We start from the raw sequence: 23,400 nt of genomic DNA, 5'->3' as shown, positions 1-23,400 counted from the left end.
CGTAATCCTCCTAATGTTATTATCGTTTTCTAATCCATTTAGTTGACATATTTCTAATTCTATATGTAGATAGTAAAACTTCCACCTTTAATTCTGAGAATATTCAGATTATTTATTTTGATTATATCTAGTATAATTGTTTCCGTAACTAAGGGCAATACAGTAAATAATGATTTGTAGTTTTATGTAAAATGAGACTTGATATTAAAAATGACATTGAAGAAAAAATTCCTTACATACAATTTATATTCTTTTCTTTATGGAATTTTTGAAATAATATCAAAATTCTTTTTCATATATTTATAAAGAAAAAACGTAGGAACTTCTCCTGCGTTTTTTCTTTTGCAAAATAGTCGATACCTCAAAATACTATTCTCCTAATAATCACGATTAACCATAACCTTCACAAAGGAACAAAAGGTTTTCTCACAAACTTATTTTCTACTGAATTTTTGACAATCTCTTGAACTGTGCGAAATGTCACATCTGTATTTTACAACCTCTCTTATAGTAAGGGTATGTAAGAGAGACGTATTAAAGGAGTGAACAGTATGAAGAAAAAAACTTCAGCACTAATGAGACGTTTAAAATATTTTTCACCAATAGATCGTTATAACGATAATCATACACAAGAAACATATGAAGATCGTGAATGGGAAAATGTGTACAAAAAGCGTTGGCAGCATGATAAAGTAATTCGTTCTACACACGGCGTGAACTGTACTGGTTCATGTAGCTGGAATATATATGTGAAAGATGGAATTGTGACGTGGGAAGGGCAGGAGCTTAACTATCCAACGACAGGTCCTGATATGCCAGATTTTGAACCGCGAGGATGCCCACGTGGAGCAAGTTTTTCTTGGTACATTTATAGTCCACTTCGTGTGAAATATCCGTATGTACGTGGTGTTCTTTGGAGTATGTGGCAAGAGGAACTACAAAATAACGAGTCACCACTAGATGCTTGGAAAAGTATTGTGGAAAACCCTGAAAAAGCACGTAAGTATAAGCAGGCGCGTGGTAAAGGTGGATTTATTCGTGCGAATTGGGATGAAGTATTACAACTCGTTTCAGCTTCTCTACTTTATACAGTAATTAAATACGGGCCAGATCGAAATGTTGGCTTTTCACCAATTCCAGCTATGTCGATGTTAAGTCATGCTGCTGGTAGTCGTTTTATGCAACTTATGGGTGGGCCGATGCTTAGTTTTTATGATTGGTACGCAGATTTACCACCAGCTTCTCCGCAAATTTGGGGCGATCAAACAGATGTACCAGAAAGTAGTGACTGGTATAACTCTGGTTACATTATGACATGGGGTTCAAATGTACCGATGACGAGAACACCAGATGCTCACTTTTTAGCAGAGGTTCGATATAAAGGAACGAAAGTCGTTTCTGTCAGTCCTGACTTCGCTGAATCTACAAAGTTTGCGGATGATTGGATTAGTGTGAAACAAGGTACAGATGGTGCACTTGCGATGGCAATGGGGCATGTGATCTTACAAGAATTTTACGTAGATAATCAAGTGGAATATTTCACAAAGTATGCGAAGCAATATACTGATTTTCCTTTCTTTGTCACATTGAAACAAAAAGGAGATCAATTCGTTGCTGATCGTTTCTTAAACGCTGCTGATATTGGACGCGAAACGAAGTTAGGAGAATGGAAACCTGTTCTTTGGAACGAGAACACGAATGATTTTGCAACACCTCATGGCACAATGGGCTCACGTTGGGATAACGAAAAGAAATGGAACTTGCGTTTAGAAGATGAAGAAACAGGTGAAAAGATTGATCCACGTCTTTCTTTACTTGGAATGGAAGAATCGATTGGAACTGTACAAATTCCGTACTTCTCTGATGATGGAAACAAAGTATTAGAACGTACAATTCCAGTGAAAAAGGTTATGACAGAAGAAGGCGAAGTGTTCGTTACAACTGTATACGACTTAACGTTAGCAAATTACGGTGTGAACCGAGGGCTTGGCGGACAAGAGCCGAAAGACTTCAATGATGACGTTCCGTTTACACCTGCATGGCAAGAGAAAATGACAGGAGTGAAACGTGAGCTTATTATTCAAATCGCTCGTGAGTTCGCACAAAATGCTGTTGATACGAACGGTCGCTCAATGATTATTGTCGGAGCTGGTATTAACCATTGGTTTAACTCTGATACGATTTATCGCGCCGTTTTAAATCTTGTACTTCTCGTTGGGGCACAAGGTGTAAACGGCGGTGGCTGGGCGCATTACGTTGGGCAAGAAAAATTACGACCAGCAGAAGGATGGCAAACAATCGCGATGGCAAAAGATTGGCAAGGGCCACCAAAATTACAAAATGGTACATCTTTCTTCTATTTCGTAACAGATCAATGGCGCTATGAAGATACACCAGTTGGACATTTAGCATCACCAGTGGAAGGAAACTCTCGTTATCAACATCACGGTGATTATAACGTTTTAGCGGCGCGACTTGGTTGGTTACCTTCTTATCCTACATTTGAGAAAAATGGAATTGAACTATATAAAGAAGCTGTTGCTGCTGGTGCAACAACGCAAGAAGAAATCGGAAAATATGTTGCACAAAAATTAAAAGAAAAAGAACTGAAATTTGCGATTGAAGATCCAGATAACAAAAACAACTTCCCGCGCAACTTATTCGTATGGCGTGCGAATTTAATTTCGAGTTCTGGTAAAGGACATGAATATTTCTTAAAACATTTATTAGGTACAACAAACGGGTTAATGAATGACGACAGTGATTCATTACGACCAGAAGAAATAAAGTGGCATGAAGAAGCGCCAGAAGGGAAGCTGGATTTACTCATTAATTTAGATTTCCGTATGGCTGGAACAGCACTGTATTCTGATATCGTCTTACCTGCTTCAACTTGGTACGAAAAACATGATTTAAGTAGTACAGATATGCATCCATTTGTGCATCCATTTAATCCAGCAATCGGTTCACCGTGGGAAGCACGCTCTGACTGGGATATTTTCACTTCACTTTCTAAAGCTGTGTCAGATTTAGCGAAGAAAATAGATCTTGAGCCAATGAAAGAAGTTGTTGCAACACCACTTCTTCATGATACACCGCAAGAATTAGCGCAACCACTTGGCAAGATTAAAGATTGGAGTAAAGGTGAATGTGAACCAATCCCGGGTAAAACGATGCCACAAATTCATGTTGTTGAAAGGGATTATAAAACGATTTATGACAAAATGACAGCACTTGGACCAAATGCCGGAAAACAACCGATTGGTACGAAAGGGATCTCTTGGTCAGCAGAAAAAGAGTATGAGCAATTAAAGAGCAAATTAGGAGTTGTTCGAACGGATACTATTGCGAAAGGTTGCCCAGACATAAAAGAAGCAATCAATGCTGCTGAAGCAGTATTAACGCTTTCTTCTACAACAAACGGTCATATGGCTGTAAAGGCATGGGAAGCACTTGAAAAACAAACAAATTTAAAACTACGTGATTTAGCAGAAGAACGTGAAGAAGAGTGCTTCACATTTGAACAAATTACAGCGCAGCCAAAAACAGTAATTACTTCTCCGGCTTTTACAGGTTCAGAAAAAGGTGGACGTCGTTACTCACCGTTTACAACAAATGTGGAACGTCTCATCCCTTGGAGAACAATCACTGGACGACAATCTTTCTATTTAGATCATGACATGATGAAAGAATTTGGTGAAACGATGGCAACATTTAAACCAATTCTGCAACATAAACCGTTCCGTAAATCACGTCCTGAAGTAGAAGGAAAAGAGATTACATTGAACTATTTAACACCGCATAATAAGTGGTCCATTCATAGTATGTATTTCGATTCATTACCGATGTTAACGCTGTTTAGAGGTGGTCCAACCGTTTGGATGAATAAAGAGGACGCTGCTGAAGCGGGTGTTGCAGATAATGATTGGATTGAGTGCTTTAATCGTAACGGTGTTGTTGTAGCGCGTGCCGTTGTAACACACCGTATACCGAGAGGAATGGCATTTATGCACCATGCGCAAGATCGTCACATTAACGTACCTGGTACGAAATTAACAAGTAACCGCGGGGGAACGCATAATAGTCCAACTCGAATTCACGTAAAACCGACGCATATGATTGGTGGATATGGTCAATTAAGTTATGGATTTAACTATTATGGTCCGACGGGGAATCAACGCGACTTAAACGTAGTAATTCGCAAACTGAAGGAGGTAGATTGGCTTGAAGATTAAAGCACAAGTCGGAATGGTAATGAACCTAGATAAATGCATCGGCTGCCATACTTGTAGCGTAACATGCAAAAACACCTGGACAAATCGTCCAGGTGCTGAATATATGTATTTCAATAACGTAGAAACGAAGCCTGGTATTGGTTATCCGAAGCAATGGGAAGATCAGGAGAAATATAAAGGCGGCTGGGAATTGAAAAATGGTGAAATTCAGCTGAAATCCGGTTCGAAAATGAAGCGCCTTATGAATATTTTCCACAACCCAGATCAACCAACGATTGATGATTACTTTGAACCTTGGAACTATGATTATGAAACGTTAACAAATAGTCCGCAGCGTAAGCATCAGCCAGTTGCTCGTCCGAAATCAGCAATTACAGGTGAATTTATCGATAAAATTGAATGGGGTCCAAACTGGGAAGATGATTTAGCTGGTGGACATATAACAGGATTACAAGATCCGAACGTAAAGAAAATGGAAGAAGAAATTAAAACTGATTTTGAAAATGTCTTTATGATGTATTTACCACGCATATGCGAACATTGTATGAATCCATCGTGCGTATCATCTTGTCCATCTGGTGCAATGTATAAACGTGAAGAAGATGGGATTGTTCTTGTGGATCAAAATGCATGTCGTGCTTGGAGATTCTGCGTATCATCTTGTCCATATAAAAAAGTGTATTTTAACTGGCAAACGAATAAAGCTGAAAAATGTACAATGTGTTTCCCACGTATTGAGGCTGGTATGCCAACAATTTGTTCAGAAACATGTGTAGGACGTATCAGATATATTGGGGTAATGCTATATGACGCTGACAAAGTAAAAGAAGCAGCTTCTGTTGAAGACGAAAAAGATTTATATGAATCTCAGCTTACTGTTTTCCTAGATCCAAATGATCCTGAAGTAGCAGCTGAAGCGAAAAAACAAGGAATTCCTGAAGAATGGATTAAAGCGGCGCAACAATCGCCAATTTATAAAATGATTATCGATTGGAAAATTGCTCTACCTCTTCACCCAGAGTATCGTACAATGCCAATGGTTTGGTATATCCCGCCGCTTAGCCCAATTATGAATATGGTGGAAGGAAAAGGTAGTAACTGGCAAGCAGAAGAGATTTTCCCTGCTATTGATAATATGCGTATTCCAATTCAATATTTAGCGAATTTACTCACTGCAGGGGATGAATCACATATTCGTCTTACATTGAAGAAAATGGCTGTTATGCGAACGCATATGAGAGCACTTCAAATTAATAAAGTACCAAATGAAGCTGTATTAAAAGAACTTGGCTTAACGAAACAGGATGTAGAAGATATGTATCGTCTTCTTGCTATCGCAAAATATAAAGATCGTTTTGTTATCCCGACATCTCACCGTGAACAAGTTGCAGATTTATATAACGAACAAGGAAGCTGTGGTTTATCATTTGCAGGTGGTCCAGGCTCTTGTATGACAATTTCTTAAATAATGGGGGCGGAAAAATATGAAACAAAGTTTACAAACTGCTTTTTCATGTTCTTCATTTCTTCTCTCCTACCCAGAAATCGGGTGGAGAGAAGCTTTAGCTGAATTACAAGAAGAGATGGAAGCGATTGAACAGGACGATGTTAAAGCTTCACTTACAGCATTTATAAAACAAGCGCTAAATAAAACGAACGATCAACTCATTGATGGTTACGTATATACATTTGATTTTGGTAAAAAGACGAATATGTATTTAACGTATATGAACACTGGTGAACAAAGAGAAAGAGGGATTGAATTACTAGAGTTAAAACAGCATTATAAAAAATCTGGTTTTGAAGTAACAGATAAAGAACTACCTGATTATTTACCACTCTTGCTTGAGTTCTTTGCAAATGCAAATGAGAGAGACAGTGGACCAATTATGAGCAAATACACGGAGAATATACAAGCGTTACACGCTCAATTAAAAGAAGCAGACAGTATGTATGAACCAATTCTTGCGGCTGTTCTACTCGCTATCGAAGCATGGGGTGTACAGGCAAATTAGAAAGGAGAGTTGTCAAAATGATGGATCAATTTCTATGGGTGTTGTTTCCCTATATCATTTTTGCAATCTTTATCGGTGGACATATTTTCAGATACAACTATGATCAATTTGGATGGACATCAAAATCTAGTGAACTATTAGAAAAGAAAATGCTTCGAATCGGAAGTCTATTATTCCACTTTGGAATCATGTTCGTAATTGGCGGTCACGTTATGGGGATTTTAATTCCAGAAGCTGTATACCGTTCAATAGGAATTTCTGAGCATACGTATCACATAATGGCAATTAGTTTCGGGCTTCCGGCAGGTGTTGCTTCTATCATCGGTTTAATTATATTAACGTATCGCCGCGTAACAGTAAAACGTATCATTGCAACGAGTACGAAGGGAGATTATATTGCGCTTATATTATTACTGATCGTAATGCTAGCAGGACTTTCTTCAACATTTTTAAATATCGACTCAAAAGGGTTTGATTATCGTACAACGATCGGTCCTTGGTTCCGAAGTCTTTTTATTTTCCAACCGAAAGTCGAATATATGATGGAAGTACCAGTATGGTTTAAAATTCATATTCTTGCAGGGTTCGGGCTATTTGCAGTATGGCCATTTACTAGACTTGTACATGTATTTAGTGCTCCAATTAAATACGTAAGCCGTAGTTATGTAATTTATAGAAGACGTATTCCTAATGAGTTGAAAAAATAATACTGCTGTAAACGGATAGGAGCTAATGGTTAAAACGAAACGAGGTCTAATATGGAAGGCCTCGTTTTTGTTTACATAGGGAATAACCGTTAATAAGTAGTTTAAATTGAAAAAAGATTAGCATCTAAATAAGATGCTAATCAATACTACAAACAGAAGCAGAGCAATCTTCACAAGCAATTTCACATTTTAAAAATTGTAAATCGTGGATTGTAATCTTTCCTTTATGAATTGAAATTGTACCTTGCTTTTTTAATTCATTTAACATTCGATTTACACTTTCACGTGAAGTTGCACAGAAATTAGCAAGTTCTTGATTTGTTAATGGTAAATCGATGAGAATCCCATTTTCTTTTAATATACCGTAACTATTTGTCATTCGTATAAGGGTAGAATACAGGGCACCTTTTTTACCGTGTAATACTAAATCTCGGAACTTCGTTTGCATTCTTCTTAAATGTTCACTAATCCATTTCATAAATTCAAATACGAGTGCAGGTTTTTGGAGTAATGCTTTTTCTAACGCTTCACGCTTTATAACGCCTACTTCCACATCCTCAAGACATTTTGAATTTAATAAGTATTTCGCATTGTCCGTGAACAATGTTAATTCTCCAATAATGTCATATTCTGAACAAATTCGAAGTGTTAATTCTTGTCCGTCAGCACTTAGTTTACTAATTTGTACTTTTCCTGAGTGAATGATATAGAGCTCTGTTGCCTCCATACCTTCTTGAAAAATAAAACTACCTTTTTTAATTTGCATTTTATATTCAACAGATGCAAGTAATTCTTTTAAATCTTGAGATAATGTCATACTGTTTGCCACAGTGATCACCTTTCTTCTTATAAGCAATACATTTCCTATTTTGAGTGTAAGTATGATGAAAATGCAAGAGCTATTTCAAAAATAAAGTTAAATTTCAATGACCGTAAGGAATAGGGAATGAAGATGTGAACAAAATTCGAACGGATTTGTGAAAAGTTTTTGAATGGGGAAATTAATGTGAGAAAAGTCACATTGAATATGTAGCTTCTTTTTTATAATGAAGGCAAATAAAAAAATAAAAGCTTACTAAGGATTACAGAAGAAAAGAAGGGATATAGATGCACGAGAACATGAAAGATTCTTTAGAACGGCCACTTCAAGATTTACGTATTTCAGTTATTGATCGTTGTAATTTTAGGTGCACATACTGTATGCCTGCTGAAGTGTTCGGACCTGATTATGCTTTTTTACAGGAAGAGCTTTTATTAACTTTTGATGAAATAGAAAGATTAGCGAAAGTATTTATAAGTATGGGAGTCAATAAAATTAGGCTTACTGGCGGTGAACCGTTATTGCGTAAAGACTTACCGATGTTAATTGCAAGACTTGCAAAGTTAGAAGGCTTAAAAGATATTGGACTCACAACAAACGGTATTCATTTAGCAAAACAAGCAAAGGCGTTAAAAGAAGCGGGATTAAAACGTGTAAATATTAGTTTAGATGCGATAGAGGATTATGTCTTTAAAAAAATTAATGGACGAAATGTAAATACAAAACCTGTACTGAAAGGAATTGAAGCAGCAAAGGCTGCTGGATTAGAGGTAAAGGTAAATATGGTCGTAAAAAAAGGAATGAATGATAGTCAAATTCTTCATATGGCTCGTTATTTTAAAGAAAAAGAAATTCAGCTCCGTTTCATTGAGTTTATGGATGTAGGCAGTACGAACGGATGGAATTTTGAACAAGTGATTACGAAGGAACAATTAATAGAGAAGATTAATCGCGTATATCCGGTTGAACCTGTTACACCTCGTTATTTTGGAGAAGTTGCGAAATTGTATCGATATGTAGGGAGCGATGCAGAAGTTGGATTTATTACTTCAGTATCAGAGTCATTTTGTTCTTCTTGTACGAGAGCTCGTATTTCGGCAGACGGTAAGTTTTTTACGTGTCTATTTGGAACGAAAGGAACGGATTTGCGAACGCTTCTTCGAGAAAATATTTCTGATGCATCACTATTAAAAATTTTACAACATACGTGGCGATATAGAACAGATCGATATTCAGATGAAAGAACGGCGGATAGTACAAATAAACGTCAAAAAGTTGAAATGTCTTACATTGGCGGATAGCGAGAGGAGGATTTCCTATGCAAGAGCGATATTCAAGGCAAGTATTGTTTTCTAGAATAGGTGAAATGGGTCAAAGAAAAATAAGAGAAAAGCATGTACTTTTAATCGGTGCGGGTGCACTAGGAGCTGCGAATGCAGAAGCATTTGCTAGGATGGGAATTGGGAAATTGACAATTGCCGATCGTGACTACGTCGAATGGAGTAATTTACAGCGGCAACAGTTATATACAGAAGAAGATGCAAAGCAATGCAAACCAAAAGCAATTGCAGCAGCAGAACATGTAAGAAAGATTAATTCGGAAGTGGAAATTGTACCAGTTGTAACAGATGTCACAATGCGAGAAATAGAAGAGTTAACAAAAGAAGTGGATCTCATCATAGATGCGACTGACAATTTCGATACGCGCCTACTTATAAATGACATTTCACAAAAAGAAAATATACCTTGGATATACGGTGGTTGCGTTGGAAGTTACGGTGTAACGTATACAATTCTCCCTGGGAAAACACCATGTTTTCGCTGTCTGATGGATCATCCTATGAGCGGTGCAACATGCGATACAGCTGGAATCATTCAGCCAGCTGTACAAATGGTCGTTGCTCACCAAATAACAGAGGCGATGAAAATATTAGTGGATGATTATGAGTCGTTAAGAGGGACGATGTTATCATTTGATATTTGGAACAATCAATATCTCTCATTAAAAGTAAATAGACAGAAAAAAAGTACATGTCCATCTTGTGGGAAATTACGAACGTATCCAAGTTTAACATTTGAAGCACAAATGAAAACGGAAGTGTTATGCGGACGGAATACAGTTCAAATCCGTTCAGGAATAAAGAGAAATCTTAATTTAACCGAAATTCAAAAACGATTACAAAAGAGTGTACATGTCAAAAAAACACCTTACTTACTATCATTTTTAATTGATGAATATCGTTTCGTTTTATTTATAGACGGTAGGGCATTTATTCATGGGACAAATGATGTGAAAATAGCAAAACGATTATACGCAACATATATAGGGTGAACAGAAAGTGAGCGTCACCTTATTGAAAAGAGGTGAAAAAAGAATGTTAGAAAAACGTATACCAATTCCAGTGGCAGAAGCAGTTGCGCGTGTAATGGAATATGCCTACCAAGGTGAAATAGAAAAGGTTTCTCTTATAGAAAGCTACGGTAGAACACTTGGAGAAGATGTTATTGCAGATCATGATGTTCCGCATTTTAATCGCTCTCCGTACGATGGGTTTGCGATTCGAGCGGAAGATACAAAAGAAGCGAGTAGTAGTAACCCCATTCAGTTTGAAGTAATTGGCGAAATTGGAGCAGGTTTTGTTTTTACAGAAGAAGTGAAAGAGTTTCAAGCTGTCCGTATTATGACAGGAGCAGCAATTCCGAAAGGGTGTAGTGCGGTTGTTATGTTGGAGCTAACGGAAGGGTTTGAAGAAAATGAAAAGACTTATATGAAATTGAAACGCTCCTTTATTGCTGGGGATAACATTTCTTTTAAAGGAGAAGATGTAAAACAAAATACCGTCCTTGTGAAAAAAGGTACTGTTATTAATCCTGGAGTAGCAGCACTTCTTGCTACGTTTGGTTATAGTTCTGTACACGTTATAAAACAGCCGGTTATTGGAATTGTAACGACAGGAAGCGAACTGCTTGAAGTACATGAACACTTAAAGCCAGGGAAGATTCGAAATAGTAACTCCTATATGATTGCTGCTCAAATTGAACGAGCTGGCGGAGTTGTACAGTATTATGGACAGTTCGCTGACGATATTGAGACGTGTTATAACACTGTAAAAAAAGCGATAAAAGAAGTCGATATTTTAATTACAACTGGTGGCGTTTCGGTAGGAGATTATGACTATTTACCTGCTATTTATGAGAGATTACAAGCAAATGTACTTTTTAGCAAAATAGCGATGCGACCAGGAAGTGTGACAACTGTAGCTGAGGTAGAAGGAAAACTACTATTTGGTTTATCTGGTAATCCTTCTGCTTGTTATGTCGGTTGTGAATTATTTGTTCGGCCAGTTATTCGAACATACTTGCATAGAAAAGATTCGCATGTATTTCGTGCAGAGGCGATTTTACAAAAAGACTTTCCAAAAGCAAACCCATTCACTCGTTTTGTAAGAGGAAAAGTGGAAATTGTAAATGGAAAATTGCAAGCGACACCAGTTGGTTTAGATAAATCTAGTGCAATTTCTTCACTTGCAGAGGCGAACGCATTTATTGTCCTGCCGGGAGGAACAAGGGGATTTGAAGCAGGAATAACTGTTTCGGTACTGTTATTAGAATCAAACGCTGGAAGTGAGTGGCCATGGGAAGAACCACTTCGGTCGTACAAATGATAGAAAAATAGATTGCTAACTTATATGAAGATAAGAGGTGCAAGATGACACATACGTATTATGAAGTGATTGATACACCTATTTCAATTGAGGAAGTTACAAACAAAGTAATTTGTCGTGAGTGCGGCGCAGTTACTACTTTCATTGGTACTGTTAGAGAATTTACGAAAGGCCGTCGTACGCTATATTTAGAGTATGTAGCATATAAAACAATGGCAGAAAAACAGCTTGAGAAAATTGGTACTGAAGTAGGAGAGAGGTGGCCTGGGACATTTGTCGCCATTACACATCGCATTGGTACATTACAAATTTGTGATCTTGCTGTTGTCGTCTCTGTTTCTACACCACACCGGAAAGCAGCCTATGAGGCGAACGAATATATTATGGAGCGTATAAAACAAATCGTTCCCATTTGGAAGAAAGAATTTTGGGAAGATGGTGAATCATGGATAGGTGATCAGTTAGAAAAGGTAGCATATGAGAATGATGAGCCTGGAAAGGGGATGAGAATATGATTGAAGTACTATTATTTGCACATTTACAAGAAGAAGTAAGTAAGTCAGCATTACACATAGATTGTGAAAATATTACGGTTGCTAAACTTAAGGAAGTGCTCATTAAGAAATACGACGTAGCGATTTCAAGTGAGATTATGGTTGCTATAAATGAAGAGTATGCAAATGAGGATGACATCATTCAAACTGGCGATGTTATAGCAATGATTCCGCCAGTGAGTGGTGGTTGATTCTTTTCAGCCTAATCATGTTAGGACGTGATTAGGCTGGAGGGAATGAATATAACTATGCATACATAGGAGGGAACAGGATGAAAAGTCCTAATTTTCAATTAAGTTTACAAACTTCTAATCTAGTTATCGGGTTTATGGTATGGGTCATTTTATCATCATTAATGCCTTATATTAAAGCGGATATTCCATTAACTGCGGGACAAATTTCTATGGTAACAGCAGTACCGGTTATATTAGGTTCTGTTCTTCGCATTCCAATTGGTTATTGGACAAATCGTTTCGGAGCAAGAAAATTATTCTTTATTAGTTTTATTCTATTATTATTTCCTGTCTTTTATATTAGTGTTGCCAATTCAATGATGGATTTAATTATTGGTGGTTTATTTGTCGGAATCGGTGGTGCTGTATTCTCTGTAGGCGTAACTTCTTTACCGAAATACTTTCCGAAAGAGAGTCACGGTTTTGTAAATGGTATATACGGTGTCGGTAACGCAGGAACAGCAATTACTTCGTTCTTAGCACCAGTTATCGCAACTTCAGTTGGCTGGAGAACGACAGTACAGTGTTATTTAGTTTTACTCGCAGCATTTGCACTTATGAACTTTTTATTAGGCGATCGTAAGGAGAAAAAGGTGAATACACCATTAATGGAACAAATAAAAGGTGTATATAAAAATGAAAAACTTTGGTTTCTATGTATCTTTTACTTTTTAACATTCGGATCATTTGTCGCATTTACAGTATACTTACCAAACTTTTTAGTATCTCACTTCGGATTAGAGAAAGTAGATGCAGGTATGCGGACAGCCGGATTCATTGTACTCGCAACAATTATGCGCCCGATTGGTGGTTGGCTCGGTGATAAGTTTAATCCATTTAAAATATTAATCTTCGTATTTATCGGTTTAACACTTTCAGGTATTATTTTATCATTTATGCCTAGTATGAACGTGTATACATTTGGTTGCCTACTAGTCGCATTTTGTGCAGGGATTGGAAATGGTACAATCTTCAAACTCGTTCCAATGTACTTCTCAGAACAAGCCGGTATTGTAAATGGGCTCGTTTCAGCTTTAGGCGGACTAGGAGGATTCTTCCCGCCACTAATTTTAACATTACTATTCCAATTAACAGGTCATTATGCAATTGGATTTATGGCATTATCAGAAGTCGCGCTTGCTTGTTTAATCATTACAGTGTGGATGTATAGTCAAGAAAAGCTGTTAGTGATGTTAAAGAATCATTAATAAGGAAAAAGAACCATCCCAAAGTATTTTGGGATGGTTCTTTTAGTAATAGGCTTCAACATGTTTTTATTGATCTCTCAACAAACGCTTATTTTCTATAAGAATGTGCTTTTAAAATGAAGATGTCAAAAGTTATTCAATTAAAGGGCAGATTAGTTAAGGAAATCTTAAATCTATTCTAAAGATCGAACTCATTTTTAGAATGCAAATATTTAATTGAATCGGGATGTTTAGATGAAAAAAATATAAGTCCACTCAAGATAAACAAGTATCAGGTGTGTTAGGTGACTCAAGCGACAAGTATGGAATTGATGTAAGTATTTTTCGCATAGTAACTGCAGTATCAGATTTTTTTAGGGTCAGATTTTTTGGTAAGGCTAATGGATATTGTGAAAAAGTATACTTAAAATAAAGAAGATAGTTTAGGTCAATAAGATAAAATTATGAATTTGTATAAATAATCCATAATTTTCTTTATGAGTTATATTTGATATGTTAAAGAAAAGAGAGGAGAGGGAAATGAAATAAGAATTTTTGATGTACATTTTCATATTATTGGTTTTAGTTTTCTGATTATTGAGAACTAAGGGTGTTTTCCGATGAATTAAATGTGGTCCATATTTAGTAAAGCGTTTAATCCAACTAAAATATATGTAGAATGAGGTTTTAAATGTTTGTTTTTATTATATTAGACGTAATATTACCAATATTAATATTGATGCTAATTGGTGCAATCTTACAAAGAAAGTTCCAATTTAACTTAAAGCAGCTTTCTACACTTATTACTTATTGCTTAATGCCAGCGGCTGTATTTGTGAATATATATGATATTAGTATAGAGACAAGTTTGTTGCTCCAGATAATATACTATTTAATGCTTTATAGTCTGAGTCTGATCATAGTAAGTCATTTCATTTCAAAAACATTAAAGTTAGAAAAAGGAGAAAGTGCAGCTCTAAAAAATAGCATTTCGTTAATGAATTCCGGTAATTATGGGTTACCAGTAAGTCAATTGATTTTCAGTCACAATCCAGTGGGGGTTTCCATTCAGATTTTTATTGTGATTTTCCAGAATCTTTTAACTTATTCATATGGGATATATAACTTACTATCAGCAACAAAAACAATCGGAGGTATTATTCAATCATTTCTAAGACTGCCCGTATTTCATGCGCTCGTATTAGGGGTTCTCTTTCAATCTTTTAAAATTCAAATACCTAATTCTATCTTGCTACCTCTTAATCAGCTTGCGAATGGTTTTATTGCAATAACACTCATATTGCTAGGGGCACAATTATCCAACATTAAACTTAATTTTTTCCATCGAGTCATAACATGGGCTTTAATTGGAAGGTTACTGTTGGGACCATTATTAGCACTTGCCGTAATATACATACTAAACATCGATGGTATTGTTGCACAATCGTTATTTATTGCAAGTTCTTTTCCGACTTCAAGAAATACATCAACCATTGCTATGGAATATCAAATAGAGCCTGAATTACATGCACAAATCGTTTTATTTTCAACACTTTTCAGCATGATTACAGTAACTGTCGTTATTTATTTTTCATATATTTTGTTTTGAATATACGTGCAAAAACGAATAGATTTGAGGCGGTAAATGATGGACGGAAATCCCATCGATATGAGAAGAAAACAGTCTATGATATATTGGGGGGCGTTTACAATTGTACCGTGTCTGATAATCAAGTGGCTTAATTCAAAAAAAGGAAACTCGTTACGGGTTATTTCGTATGAAAATCTTTAAAGCATCTGCATATAGACTTGCGAAAAAAGACATAATTTCGCTTATAATTGACGTTACGTGAGCTTAGTTTGATAGCGATGGGGTGGGAGTGTCAAGTAAGAATTTTTTCTTTATTGATTTTATGCGGTTTTTTCGCAAAATTGTAACTAAGGGGGGATTCCAAGTTGAGTAAACAGAATATCAGCACAACAGTTTCAGGAGATATAATTGTTACCCATCTAGTTGGAAATATAAAAACAGATGATGTGTATGAATGGTTTAATGGTTTTGAGCAGGTTTGTCAGCAATTCATTTCTGAAGGGCGGAAATACAAATTGTTGGTGGATAGAAAAGGATACACGCCAAATCATTTTTCTGTTCAAAAAGTATGGAAAGAGAAGTTCTTCAATGAAATCATTTTGAATAACAGTACGGCAATTGCATTTCTCCTTGAAGAGGGGGAGATAATGGATTATTTACAACAATCTAATACGAAAGAATCTGTGAGATTTTTTGATGATTATGAACAAGCGCTAATTTGGTTGAATGAATATCCAATATAAAACCTGTATTGAAGCAGTTGCCCTCAAGCAACTGCTTTTTTTGTCCGTAATTGTTGCCGTTATTTTTCTTCACAGATTCTTGTCCAATTGTTTGTCTGATCCTAAAAAACGTTTGTTCAAAGCTAATTACTATTTTAGCTAAGTGATAGATTACATTTTATGAGTACGAGAAAGTCTTTTTATAAGTTTAGCAAGGACAGAAGTTAATTCCTGTTTCATACGCTTCGTAAACGATGGGTCCTTACCTGAAGTTGAAATAGTGACAACATATTCATTATTTCTTATAACGCCAGGTGTGTGAAAAGATGATTCTGTACCATCACTTACAACGTTAACCCACTGGAAATCATGAGCGGCCTGTTTGACCATCATATTTACAGCGTGTTGATTTGTAGCTGCATAAATAAGGTGAGCATCTTTAATATCATCATTACTAAAAGCTTTTTGCTTCCAAGTAATATAAGAAAGTCCCTTCATTTCCTCGCAAATTTCTGGGCTGATAACGGTGACAAAAGCGCCTGTATCTTTTAATCCAGACGCTTTTCGATATGCAATTTTACCTCCACCAATGATAATGACCACTTTATTTTGTAGATTAAACATAAGAGGGTACATGTTATACATATATGCATTCCTCCATTCGTTCTAACAATGTTAGTTTCATATATGTATCAAACTGAAGACAGTTACAAGTCGTAACATGATTATATTTTTTCGTATGCAACTTAATTTTTTGAAGTAATAATCCGGTAAAGAGAAGATACGGCATGACATATACATGGGACGCAGTCGATGTTATAGCCTTGAGCTCAGCAGCAAAAGAGGGAGTTCCTTTCGTTAAAAAGGAACAGGATACTGGCATACCGAGTTTTCGTTCGACAGCTGCTCCGATTTGTTGTAACTCATGTATCGGCTGTGGATCACTACTACCTCTCCCTACGAGTAAAACACTACTACCTTGCATTGGCATCGTTTCACGTATTCTTTTTACTACAAGTTCCACCATATGTGGATGTGTACTAAAAGGAGGTACAACTGAAAATGTTATTTGTGGATATTTCTTTTGTAGTTGCTCTATTTCAAAAGGAATATCACGTTTATAGTGAGCTGCTGCAAATAATAAAACAGGTACAATCATTATTTCAGTTACTCCCTCTATTATCGTTTCTGTAACTGCATCCGAAATAGTAGGTGTCGTTAGTTCTAGAAAAGCTATTTTTTGAATTCTTTCGTTTCGCTCTTTCATAACAGATTGAATAAATTGAATGAATTGTTCATTACCTTCTTGTAGCCGGCTCCCATGTCCAACATATACAATTCCTTTCATTGTCTCACCATGTCTTTCTTCATAAGAGTTTCTTGTAATTGATGATCTACGTTATGAAACCCAACTTTATTTGCATAGTGTAAAGTTGGAACGTCGGTATACGAGAATGGGAGAGTAAGAATATTGATAAAGCCAAGGCGTTTTATTTCTGCTAGAAACGTATCAATAGAAGCACGACCTTCAAATACAATGCTATCCCATGAGAATTCAGAAAGAATACGTGAATGAATTTCATCGAAGCGATGATCAATTGTGTACTCATGAGTCATCATATAGGAACCAGCACCAATTTTTTCTTGAATAACAGCAATTCGGTTAATGTTTCGTCCTAAATAAATCGTTGAATTCGAAGAAAATTGCGCAGGTTTACTGAACAATCCATATTGCATGAGCTTTTCTTGAATAGAAAGGTTCATATACTGAAGTTCTGCCTGTAAGGAACGAATATCTTTATAATATTTACTGCATGATTGCATTAAGATGTCTACACTGTCAGCGGAACAAAATACAAGACGATCAACGTTAAAAATCTTATTGATTTGTTCAGAGGTTAATGTGTATTCTTTCTTTTTGAAAGTTGGAATTTGATATATTTCTGCACCGGACTCTTGTAACATTTGCTTTATTGCGCTTTTTTTATTTGTTGCAGATGCAAATAAAACTTTCTTGCTGTGCAATGGCTTGCGTTCTTTCCAAGAGATTTGATTACGTAAGGAAACGACATCACCAACAATTGTCATAGAAGGATTAGAAATATTCTCGTTTTTGACGATAGGAACAATAGTTGAAAGTGTTCCTGTGACAACGCGCTGTTTCCCTGTCGTACCCCATTCGATGACTGCTATTGGTGTATCTTCCTTTTTGCCTGCTTGTAGTAAATTTTCGCAAATTGTAGGTAAGTTTTTTATACCCATGTAGTAGGCGATTGTGTCGCTATTGTGGGATGAATTATATTTTCCATGATCGGTTAAAGGACCTTTCGCATGCCCAGTTAATAAAGTGACGCTATTACTATAGTTGCGGTGGGTGAGGGGGATGCCAGCATAGCTACTAGCGGCGATGCTAGATGTAATGCCTGGTACAATTTCATATGGAATGTTCGCAGATGCTAAAGTTTCTGCTTCTTCACCAACACGGCCAAAAATAGATGGATCTCCGCCCTTTAAGCGGACTACGATTTTTCCTTCTTTCGCAAATTGAAGGAGGTGGGCGTTAATCATTTCTTGTCGCATAGTATGATTCTTTGGCATTTTTCCGCAATAAATAAGTTCACATGTTTCTTTTGTATAACTAAGAAAGAAAGGGTTTAATAAACGGTCATATAAAACGATATCTGCACGATTTAAACAATCTATCGCTTTCTTTGTAATAAGCCCTTCATCACCTGGTCCTGCACCAACTAAATATACATATCCGTTCATAATCGCACCTCATCTATTTTTATGTAAAAGGAAGCCAGGGGGAGGCTTCCTTTCGTAAATTACATGTATATATAAATATCCCCGTCAATAACTTCTACTTCATACGTTTGAATACAACCGTCATCAGGTTTTTGAACTTCACCTGTTAGTAATGAAATTTTCCAATCATGTAGTGGACAAAAGACGAATTCGCCAGACACAATTCCTTCTGCTAACGGTCCGTTTTTATGAGGACAACGATTTTCTACAGCTCGAACATCGCCATTTGAAAGGCGGAATAGGGCGATAGATATACCTTTCATTTGCACCTCTTTACCGATTTGAATAGGAAGGTCTTCTGCACGCATAATTTTTATTTTATCTTTCGTTTGTATCATATAAATCACAGCTCCTTATTTCACAGTTTCTACTTCATACATCGCTTTTAACGACTTCGTTTCTATTGCTTGTCCCCAAGCTTCTTTATATGTGCCACGAGCTGTTTGGAAGCGTTCATTTAGTGTAGTGACCATATTTGCATCTTGCAGTATTTCTTTTATGTGATCGAAGCCTAAACGCTCTGTCCAGTAGGCAGTACGCTCTCCGTAAATACCAGTTTCACGATAATATTGCATGTAAGCTGTAGCGATGCGAAGGACATCATCTTCAGTAGGGACAATCATTACAAAATCAGCTTCGCGTACTTCCGTACCACCATTTCCGCCAATATAAAGTTGGTATCCATTTTCGACACAAACAACGCCAAAATCTTTCGTCAGTACTTCCGCACAGTTACGCGGACAGCCCGTTACACCCATCTTCATTTTATGAGGTGTATCTACCATTTCTAATGATTGTTCAAGCAACATACCAAGTCCTAATGAATCTTTCGTACCGAAACGGCAGAAACGAGAGCCAACACATGATTTTACATTACGAAGAGATTTTGAATACGCATATCCAGAAGTCATATTTAATTCAGCCCATACGTTAGGTAAATCTTGTTTCTTAATACCGTATAAGCCAATTCGGCTCGCACCTGTAATTTTCACAAGTGGAACATCGTACTTTTTCGCAACTTCAGCAATTTTCATTAAATCATCAGCTGTTGTAACACCTCCGTACATGCGTGGAATAACAGAGAATGTACCATCGTGCTGGATGTTACCATTCATTCTTTCATTCACGAAACGGGATGATTTATCATCTTCATATTCTTCTGGAATCGCCATACGTAAATAGTAGTTTAAAGCAGGACGACATTTTGAACAGCCTTCTTCATGTACAAAACCAAGAACGTTTCGTACTTCTTTTGGAGATTTTAAACCTTTCTCATGAATGGCCGCTACGACTTTATCACGTGATAAAGGTGTACATCCGCACATACCGGTAGACTGCACAGAAGCATCAAAAGCATCTCCAAGTGTATGAGATAAAACTTGTTCTACAAGCGGACGACATTTACCACAAGACCCTGCGGCTTTCGTACAGCCTTTAACTTCTTCAAAAGTCTTTAACTCTTGTTCTAAAATGGCGTGAACGATTGTGCCTTTCGTAACACCATTACATCCGCAAATCGTGTCATCAGCACTCATAGTAGCAACGTTAAGTTCACTTTCTTCACCAGCTTTGTGAAGAATGGAAGCGGCTGTATATTCTTGTATATCTTCTTCTTTCTTTAACATGCTAAAGAGGCGTGTACCGTCAGCTGTGTCACCATATAAAACGATACCGACGACTTTATTGTCACGAATTAATACTTTTTTATAGGAACGTTTACATTCATCAAAGATGGATATTGCTTTCGTTTGGTCATCTTCATAAATTTGGCCAGCAGAGAATAAATCACAACCTGCAACTTTTAATTGCGTACCGACGATACTGCCCGTATATCCATCAGTTTGTAAATTCGTTATATGTTTTGCTAATATCGCACCTTGTTCATAAAGAGGAGCAACAAGTCCATATGCGATACCGTTATGTTCTGCACATTCTCCAACTGCATAAATGGATTCGTCATTTGTTAGCATATAGTCATTGACTACAATACCGCGATTTACAATTAAACCAGCATCTTTTGCTATTTGCGTATTTGGGCGTATTCCGACAGCCATTACGATTAAATCGCAATCTACAACTTCACCATCTTCAAATTGAATGCCCTCAACATGGTCTGTACCAAGAATTTTTACAGTTTTCTTTTCCATTAAAAACTTCATGCCTTGGACTTCTAAATCTTCGCGCAGAAGAGAAGCAGCTTTCGTATCTAGTTGCTGCTCCATTAAGCTTGGCATTAAATGAACAACATGTACGTCCATTCCTAAGTCAATAAGACCTCTTGCCGCTTCTAGACCAAGTAACCCACCACCAATAACAACGGCCTTTTTCTTTTCTTTAGCGGTGTCTATCATAAATTGTGTATCTTCAATTGTTCGAAATCCTGTTACACCAGAGAGAGTGGAACCTTCTACAGGCAAAATAAAAGCACTAGAACCTGTTGCGATAATTAGTTTGTCATATGTAAGAGTACGATTTTTTTCTGTGATAATTATTTTTTCTTCTCGGTTAATACTTTGAACCCTTTCATCTGTATACAAAGTTATTTCATTTTCCTCATACCAACTATATTCATTCATAATGATATCTTGCATATTTGTTTTGCCTTGTAAAACATGAGAGAGCATAATGCGATTGTAGTTTGGATGTGGTTCATCTCCAAAAATAGTAATCTCATATGAATCACTATCATGTTTTAATATTTCTTCCATACAACGTATGCCAGCCATACCATTTCCGATCATAACTAAACGTTTTTTCATTTTCGTTTCCCCTTTTTATGTGAAGTATTGAACAAAGGATTATATTTCTATTATAGAAAATTTAAAAAGAGGGAGATGTGATATTTATCACATTTTTATAATGATTCACAAATTGTTAAAATTCGGATTTATTCGAGAGGGATGTGTATATTCTTTACCAAATGAAAAAACAGGACATAAGTATGTATACTCATGTCCTGCACTTGATTTATACTCTCGTAATTGCACGTGGAAATAAAATGTTATTTTCTAAATGAATATGCTCAAATAAATCAGACTCTAGTGCTTCAAGGCGTTGGTAAACAAGTCGATAAGTGCCGCAAGCTCCTTCTGGAGGAGTAAAGTCATTTGTAACTTTACGAAGCTCTTTAATAATGTTGCCTGCGTGGTTATGTTCATTTTCCAACTCATCTACTACTTTACGTAACTTCACATAGTTTTCTTCAGTTGGATTTTGTTCAAATTCTAAAATTAATGGAAAATTTTCTGTTTCTTCTTTAATTAAATGTTGTTCTAGTTCCATCTTTAGTTCATGAAATAGCTTATGAATTTGAGCTAAATGAGGCTGACTTGCCCCATGAACACGTACTACTTTTGTCACATACGGACTTAATTGTGGCAACTCTTCATTTAAATAGCGATGATGCTTATTTATAACATAATCAATCAATTCGCGATAAGAAGCATTTTTCCAATCAATTTCAGATTCATTTAATCGTTTCATATTATTATAAAGCGTATTTAACTCTGTAAGCACTTCAGTAGCTGATAAATTTCTTTCATGAATTGCATCAATAAGTGGTTTATTGCCACCACAACAAAAATCTATTCTATATGATTTAAAAAGATCACTAGCTTTCGGGAATTGTGTAACAATCTCACCGACAATAGAAGTTTCAGTAAATGTATGTTCCATATGAATGCCTCCATAAAGTTTAAATGTAATATCTGAATTAAGAATAGCGATAAATTAAAATCTATGTAGTGATTGAAATCACTTATTCTGTGTCATTTTTGAGAATAATAATAAGAATGTTATTAAAATAAGGGGGGAAAGTAATAAGTGGTAATATTTTACGTTAATAAAAAAGAAGCTTAGTAAAAGCTTCTTTTTTATTATTATTTTTCACATGCAATTCCATCGCCATCACGATCAAGATGAGAGCTATAACCTGGTTGCCCTTTATGTAAAGGAGCTTTCCCAGCTGCTCTAACTGCAGCACAATTTTTGTAGTATGCACTATCAGTATTACCATTAGCTGGTTGTGTTTGAGCTTGCTGTGCTTTTTGCTCTTCTTGTTGCTTCCGATTTTGTTCGTCAGCTAGGCGTTTTTGTTCTTCTTGTTGTTTACGAGCTTGTTCATCAGCCTGATGTTTTTGTTCTTCTTGTTGCTTACGAGCTTGTTCATCAGCCTGACGTTTTTGTTCTTCTTGTTGTTTACGAGCCTGTTCATCAGCTAGACGTTTTTGCTCTTCTTGTTGTTTACGAGCTTGTTCATCAGCTAGACGTTTTTCATCCTCTTGCTTGCGAGCTTGTTCCTCGGCTTGACGTTTTTCATCTTCTTGCTTACGAGCTTGTTCCTCGGCTTGACGCTTCTCATCTTCTTGCTTTTGAGTTTTTTCGTCCGCCGCTTTCTTTTCTAGCTCTTTTTTCTGTTCGCTATCTTTTTGCTCTTCATTGTTAGAGGCAACTTTTGTACTAGTTGCTGTCGTTTTTTCAGAAGAAGGAGCTGAAATACCTAATAACGCAACAAAAATGACAAATAATACGGCTGTAATAATAAATTGTTTTTTCGCTACACCTGTTTTCTTAATAACAGATAAGATTGCTAGCACAAGGAAGAAAATAAATAAAACAAAACTTAAAATAGAAAAGAATTCAACAATTGGGTTATTAGAAGTTTCAGCACTAGTTATTATTGATACAATCGAAATCATAAAAAGAATAACGGCAGGACGACCATATTGTTTTGCTTTTCCATTTTTCTTAAAGAATGAAATGATACATAAAATTAAAAGAATAAAAGCAATAAAAAATAAAGCAGCACCAATATTACTCAAAATCGCCATTTTCATACCTCCATTTGTAAGATTTTTCTTATTG

The 23,400-nt window shown here is 36.3% G+C and carries 20 protein-coding genes; 12 read left to right on the top strand and 8 right to left on the bottom strand.

Annotation, left to right across the window (positions count from 1 at the left end; all coding sequences use genetic code 11):
• Positions 1-551: 551 nt before the first annotated feature.
• Genes MR143_RS24930 through narI form a run of 4 tightly spaced genes read left to right on the top strand, consistent with a single transcriptional unit; the run spans position 552 to position 6,957 of the window.
• Positions 552-4,235 (top strand): nitrate reductase subunit alpha, encoded by a 3,684-nt coding sequence (locus tag MR143_RS24930; protein WP_242281064.1) that lies wholly within the window; start codon positions 552-554, stop codon positions 4,233-4,235.
• On the top strand, positions 4,225-5,700 hold the full coding sequence (gene narH / locus MR143_RS24925) for a nitrate reductase subunit beta (protein ID WP_074594368.1): 1,476 nt from the start codon (positions 4,225-4,227) through the stop codon (positions 5,698-5,700). The genes MR143_RS24930 and narH overlap by 11 nt, the downstream gene beginning before the upstream one ends.
• A gap of 19 nt (positions 5,701-5,719) precedes the next feature.
• On the top strand, positions 5,720-6,250 hold the full coding sequence (narJ, locus tag MR143_RS24920) for a nitrate reductase molybdenum cofactor assembly chaperone (protein WP_196478587.1): 531 nt from the start codon (positions 5,720-5,722) through the stop codon (positions 6,248-6,250).
• 17 nt (positions 6,251-6,267) lie between these two features.
• Complete coding sequence (gene narI, locus MR143_RS24915) at positions 6,268-6,957, top strand: respiratory nitrate reductase subunit gamma (protein WP_000969217.1); 690 nt, start codon at positions 6,268-6,270, stop codon at positions 6,955-6,957.
• A gap of 136 nt (positions 6,958-7,093) precedes the next feature.
• Here the strand turns inward: narI and MR143_RS24910 are convergent, their stop codons facing one another.
• Positions 7,094-7,786: a Crp/Fnr family transcriptional regulator gene (locus MR143_RS24910; RefSeq protein ID WP_000013865.1), complete on the bottom strand. Its 693-nt coding sequence runs from the start codon at positions 7,784-7,786 to the stop codon at positions 7,094-7,096.
• Between the two features lie 278 nt (positions 7,787-8,064).
• Here MR143_RS24910 and moaA point away from each other — a divergent pair, with 278 nt between their 5' ends.
• From moaA to MR143_RS24870, 8 genes are all read left to right on the top strand, one after another.
• Positions 8,065-9,078 carry a GTP 3',8-cyclase MoaA gene (gene moaA / locus MR143_RS24905; protein WP_199717892.1) on the top strand — a complete coding sequence of 338 codons (1,014 nt, stop codon included), beginning with the start codon at positions 8,065-8,067 and terminating at the stop codon, positions 9,076-9,078.
• A 17-nt stretch (positions 9,079-9,095) separates the two neighbouring features.
• The gene (locus MR143_RS24900; protein ID WP_001158152.1) at positions 9,096-10,109 is read left to right on the top strand and encodes a molybdopterin-synthase adenylyltransferase MoeB; all 1,014 of its coding nucleotides are present in this window, start codon (positions 9,096-9,098) and stop codon (positions 10,107-10,109) included.
• Between the two features lie 43 nt (positions 10,110-10,152).
• Positions 10,153-11,442, top strand: a complete 1,290-nt coding sequence (locus tag MR143_RS24895; protein WP_061884107.1) for a molybdopterin molybdotransferase MoeA — start codon at positions 10,153-10,155, stop codon at positions 11,440-11,442.
• A 44-nt stretch (positions 11,443-11,486) separates the two neighbouring features.
• Entirely contained in the window at positions 11,487-11,957 is a 471-nt protein-coding gene (locus MR143_RS24890; protein ID WP_000149953.1) for a molybdenum cofactor biosynthesis protein MoaE, read from the top strand.
• Positions 11,954-12,187, top strand: coding sequence for a molybdopterin converting factor subunit 1 (gene moaD / locus MR143_RS24885; RefSeq protein WP_000573686.1), 234 nt, complete (start codon positions 11,954-11,956; stop codon positions 12,185-12,187). The genes MR143_RS24890 and moaD overlap by 4 nt, the downstream gene beginning before the upstream one ends.
• 80 nt (positions 12,188-12,267) lie before the next feature.
• Entirely contained in the window at positions 12,268-13,437 is a 1,170-nt protein-coding gene (gene narK, locus MR143_RS24880) for a nitrate transporter NarK (protein WP_000841864.1), read from the top strand.
• 670 nt (positions 13,438-14,107) lie between these two features.
• Positions 14,108-15,025 carry an AEC family transporter gene (locus MR143_RS24875; RefSeq protein ID WP_199717891.1) on the top strand — a complete coding sequence of 306 codons (918 nt, stop codon included), beginning with the start codon at positions 14,108-14,110 and terminating at the stop codon, positions 15,023-15,025.
• A 347-nt stretch (positions 15,026-15,372) separates the two neighbouring features.
• On the top strand, positions 15,373-15,750 hold the full coding sequence (locus tag MR143_RS24870; RefSeq protein ID WP_002181618.1) for a hypothetical protein: 378 nt from the start codon (positions 15,373-15,375) through the stop codon (positions 15,748-15,750).
• A gap of 150 nt (positions 15,751-15,900) precedes the next feature.
• Here MR143_RS24870 and MR143_RS24865 read toward each other — a convergent pair whose 3' ends face one another.
• The 7 genes from MR143_RS24865 to MR143_RS24835 all read right to left on the bottom strand — a co-directional run bounded on the left by MR143_RS24865 (position 15,901) and on the right by MR143_RS24835 (position 23,366).
• Complete coding sequence (locus MR143_RS24865; RefSeq protein ID WP_000282585.1) at positions 15,901-16,374, bottom strand: precorrin-2 dehydrogenase; 474 nt, start codon at positions 16,372-16,374, stop codon at positions 15,901-15,903.
• A complete protein-coding gene (locus tag MR143_RS24860) occupies positions 16,367-17,077 on the bottom strand; it encodes a sirohydrochlorin chelatase (protein WP_242281063.1) in 711 nt (236 codons plus the stop codon). The genes MR143_RS24865 and MR143_RS24860 overlap by 8 nt, the downstream gene beginning before the upstream one ends.
• Positions 17,074-18,498: a uroporphyrin-III C-methyltransferase gene (locus tag MR143_RS24855; protein WP_199717889.1), complete on the bottom strand. Its 1,425-nt coding sequence runs from the start codon at positions 18,496-18,498 to the stop codon at positions 17,074-17,076. Before MR143_RS24855 ends, MR143_RS24860 begins: the two co-directional genes overlap by 4 nt.
• Positions 18,499-18,557: 59 nt before the next feature.
• On the bottom strand, positions 18,558-18,875 hold the full coding sequence (gene nirD / locus MR143_RS24850; protein ID WP_000616667.1) for a nitrite reductase small subunit NirD: 318 nt from the start codon (positions 18,873-18,875) through the stop codon (positions 18,558-18,560).
• 15 nt (positions 18,876-18,890) lie between these two features.
• Positions 18,891-21,296: an NADPH-nitrite reductase large subunit gene (gene nirB / locus MR143_RS24845; RefSeq protein WP_199717888.1), complete on the bottom strand. Its 2,406-nt coding sequence runs from the start codon at positions 21,294-21,296 to the stop codon at positions 18,891-18,893.
• A 208-nt stretch (positions 21,297-21,504) separates the two neighbouring features.
• On the bottom strand, positions 21,505-22,212 hold the full coding sequence (gene ric / locus MR143_RS24840) for an iron-sulfur cluster repair di-iron protein (RefSeq protein ID WP_199717887.1): 708 nt from the start codon (positions 22,210-22,212) through the stop codon (positions 21,505-21,507).
• Positions 22,213-22,415: 203 nt separating this feature from the next.
• Positions 22,416-23,366 (bottom strand): excalibur calcium-binding domain-containing protein, encoded by a 951-nt coding sequence (locus tag MR143_RS24835; protein WP_199717886.1) that lies wholly within the window; start codon positions 23,364-23,366, stop codon positions 22,416-22,418.
• Positions 23,367-23,400 lie beyond the last annotated feature (34 nt).

Source organism: Bacillus cereus group sp. BfR-BA-01347 (assembly GCF_022663835.1).
Lineage (GTDB): Bacteria > Bacillota > Bacilli > Bacillales > Bacillaceae_G > Bacillus_A > Bacillus_A thuringiensis_K.
This window is presented reverse-complemented; position numbering and strand designations above follow the sequence as displayed.

What these genes read in the sequence shown, in the direction of transcription:
- MR143_RS24900 (WP_001158152.1), top strand. Translation starts at nt 9,096, where the DNA reads ATGCAAGAGCGATATTCAAGGCAAGTATTGTTTTCTAGAATAGGTGAA.
- MR143_RS24860 (WP_242281063.1), bottom strand. Translation starts at nt 17,077, where the DNA reads ATGAAAGGAATTGTATATGTTGGACATGGGAGCCGGCTACAAGAAGGT.
- MR143_RS24855 (WP_199717889.1), bottom strand. Translation starts at nt 18,498, where the DNA reads ATGAACGGATATGTATATTTAGTTGGTGCAGGACCAGGTGATGAAGGG.
- moaD (WP_000573686.1), top strand. Translation starts at nt 11,954, where the DNA reads ATGATTGAAGTACTATTATTTGCACATTTACAAGAAGAAGTAAGTAAG.
- MR143_RS24875 (WP_199717891.1), top strand. Translation starts at nt 14,108, where the DNA reads ATGTTTGTTTTTATTATATTAGACGTAATATTACCAATATTAATATTG.
- narI (WP_000969217.1), top strand. Translation starts at nt 6,268, where the DNA reads ATGATGGATCAATTTCTATGGGTGTTGTTTCCCTATATCATTTTTGCA.
- MR143_RS24890 (WP_000149953.1), top strand. Translation starts at nt 11,487, where the DNA reads ATGACACATACGTATTATGAAGTGATTGATACACCTATTTCAATTGAG.
- nirB (WP_199717888.1), bottom strand. Translation starts at nt 21,296, where the DNA reads ATGAAAAAACGTTTAGTTATGATCGGAAATGGTATGGCTGGCATACGT.
- MR143_RS24835 (WP_199717886.1), bottom strand. Translation starts at nt 23,366, where the DNA reads ATGGCGATTTTGAGTAATATTGGTGCTGCTTTATTTTTTATTGCTTTT.
- narK (WP_000841864.1), top strand. Translation starts at nt 12,268, where the DNA reads ATGAAAAGTCCTAATTTTCAATTAAGTTTACAAACTTCTAATCTAGTT.
- ric (WP_199717887.1), bottom strand. Translation starts at nt 22,212, where the DNA reads ATGGAACATACATTTACTGAAACTTCTATTGTCGGTGAGATTGTTACA.
- nirD (WP_000616667.1), bottom strand. Translation starts at nt 18,875, where the DNA reads ATGATACAAACGAAAGATAAAATAAAAATTATGCGTGCAGAAGACCTT.
- MR143_RS24865 (WP_000282585.1), bottom strand. Translation starts at nt 16,374, where the DNA reads ATGTATAACATGTACCCTCTTATGTTTAATCTACAAAATAAAGTGGTC.
- MR143_RS24895 (WP_061884107.1), top strand. Translation starts at nt 10,153, where the DNA reads ATGTTAGAAAAACGTATACCAATTCCAGTGGCAGAAGCAGTTGCGCGT.
- moaA (WP_199717892.1), top strand. Translation starts at nt 8,065, where the DNA reads ATGCACGAGAACATGAAAGATTCTTTAGAACGGCCACTTCAAGATTTA.
- MR143_RS24930 (WP_242281064.1), top strand. Translation starts at nt 552, where the DNA reads ATGAAGAAAAAAACTTCAGCACTAATGAGACGTTTAAAATATTTTTCA.
- narJ (WP_196478587.1), top strand. Translation starts at nt 5,720, where the DNA reads ATGAAACAAAGTTTACAAACTGCTTTTTCATGTTCTTCATTTCTTCTC.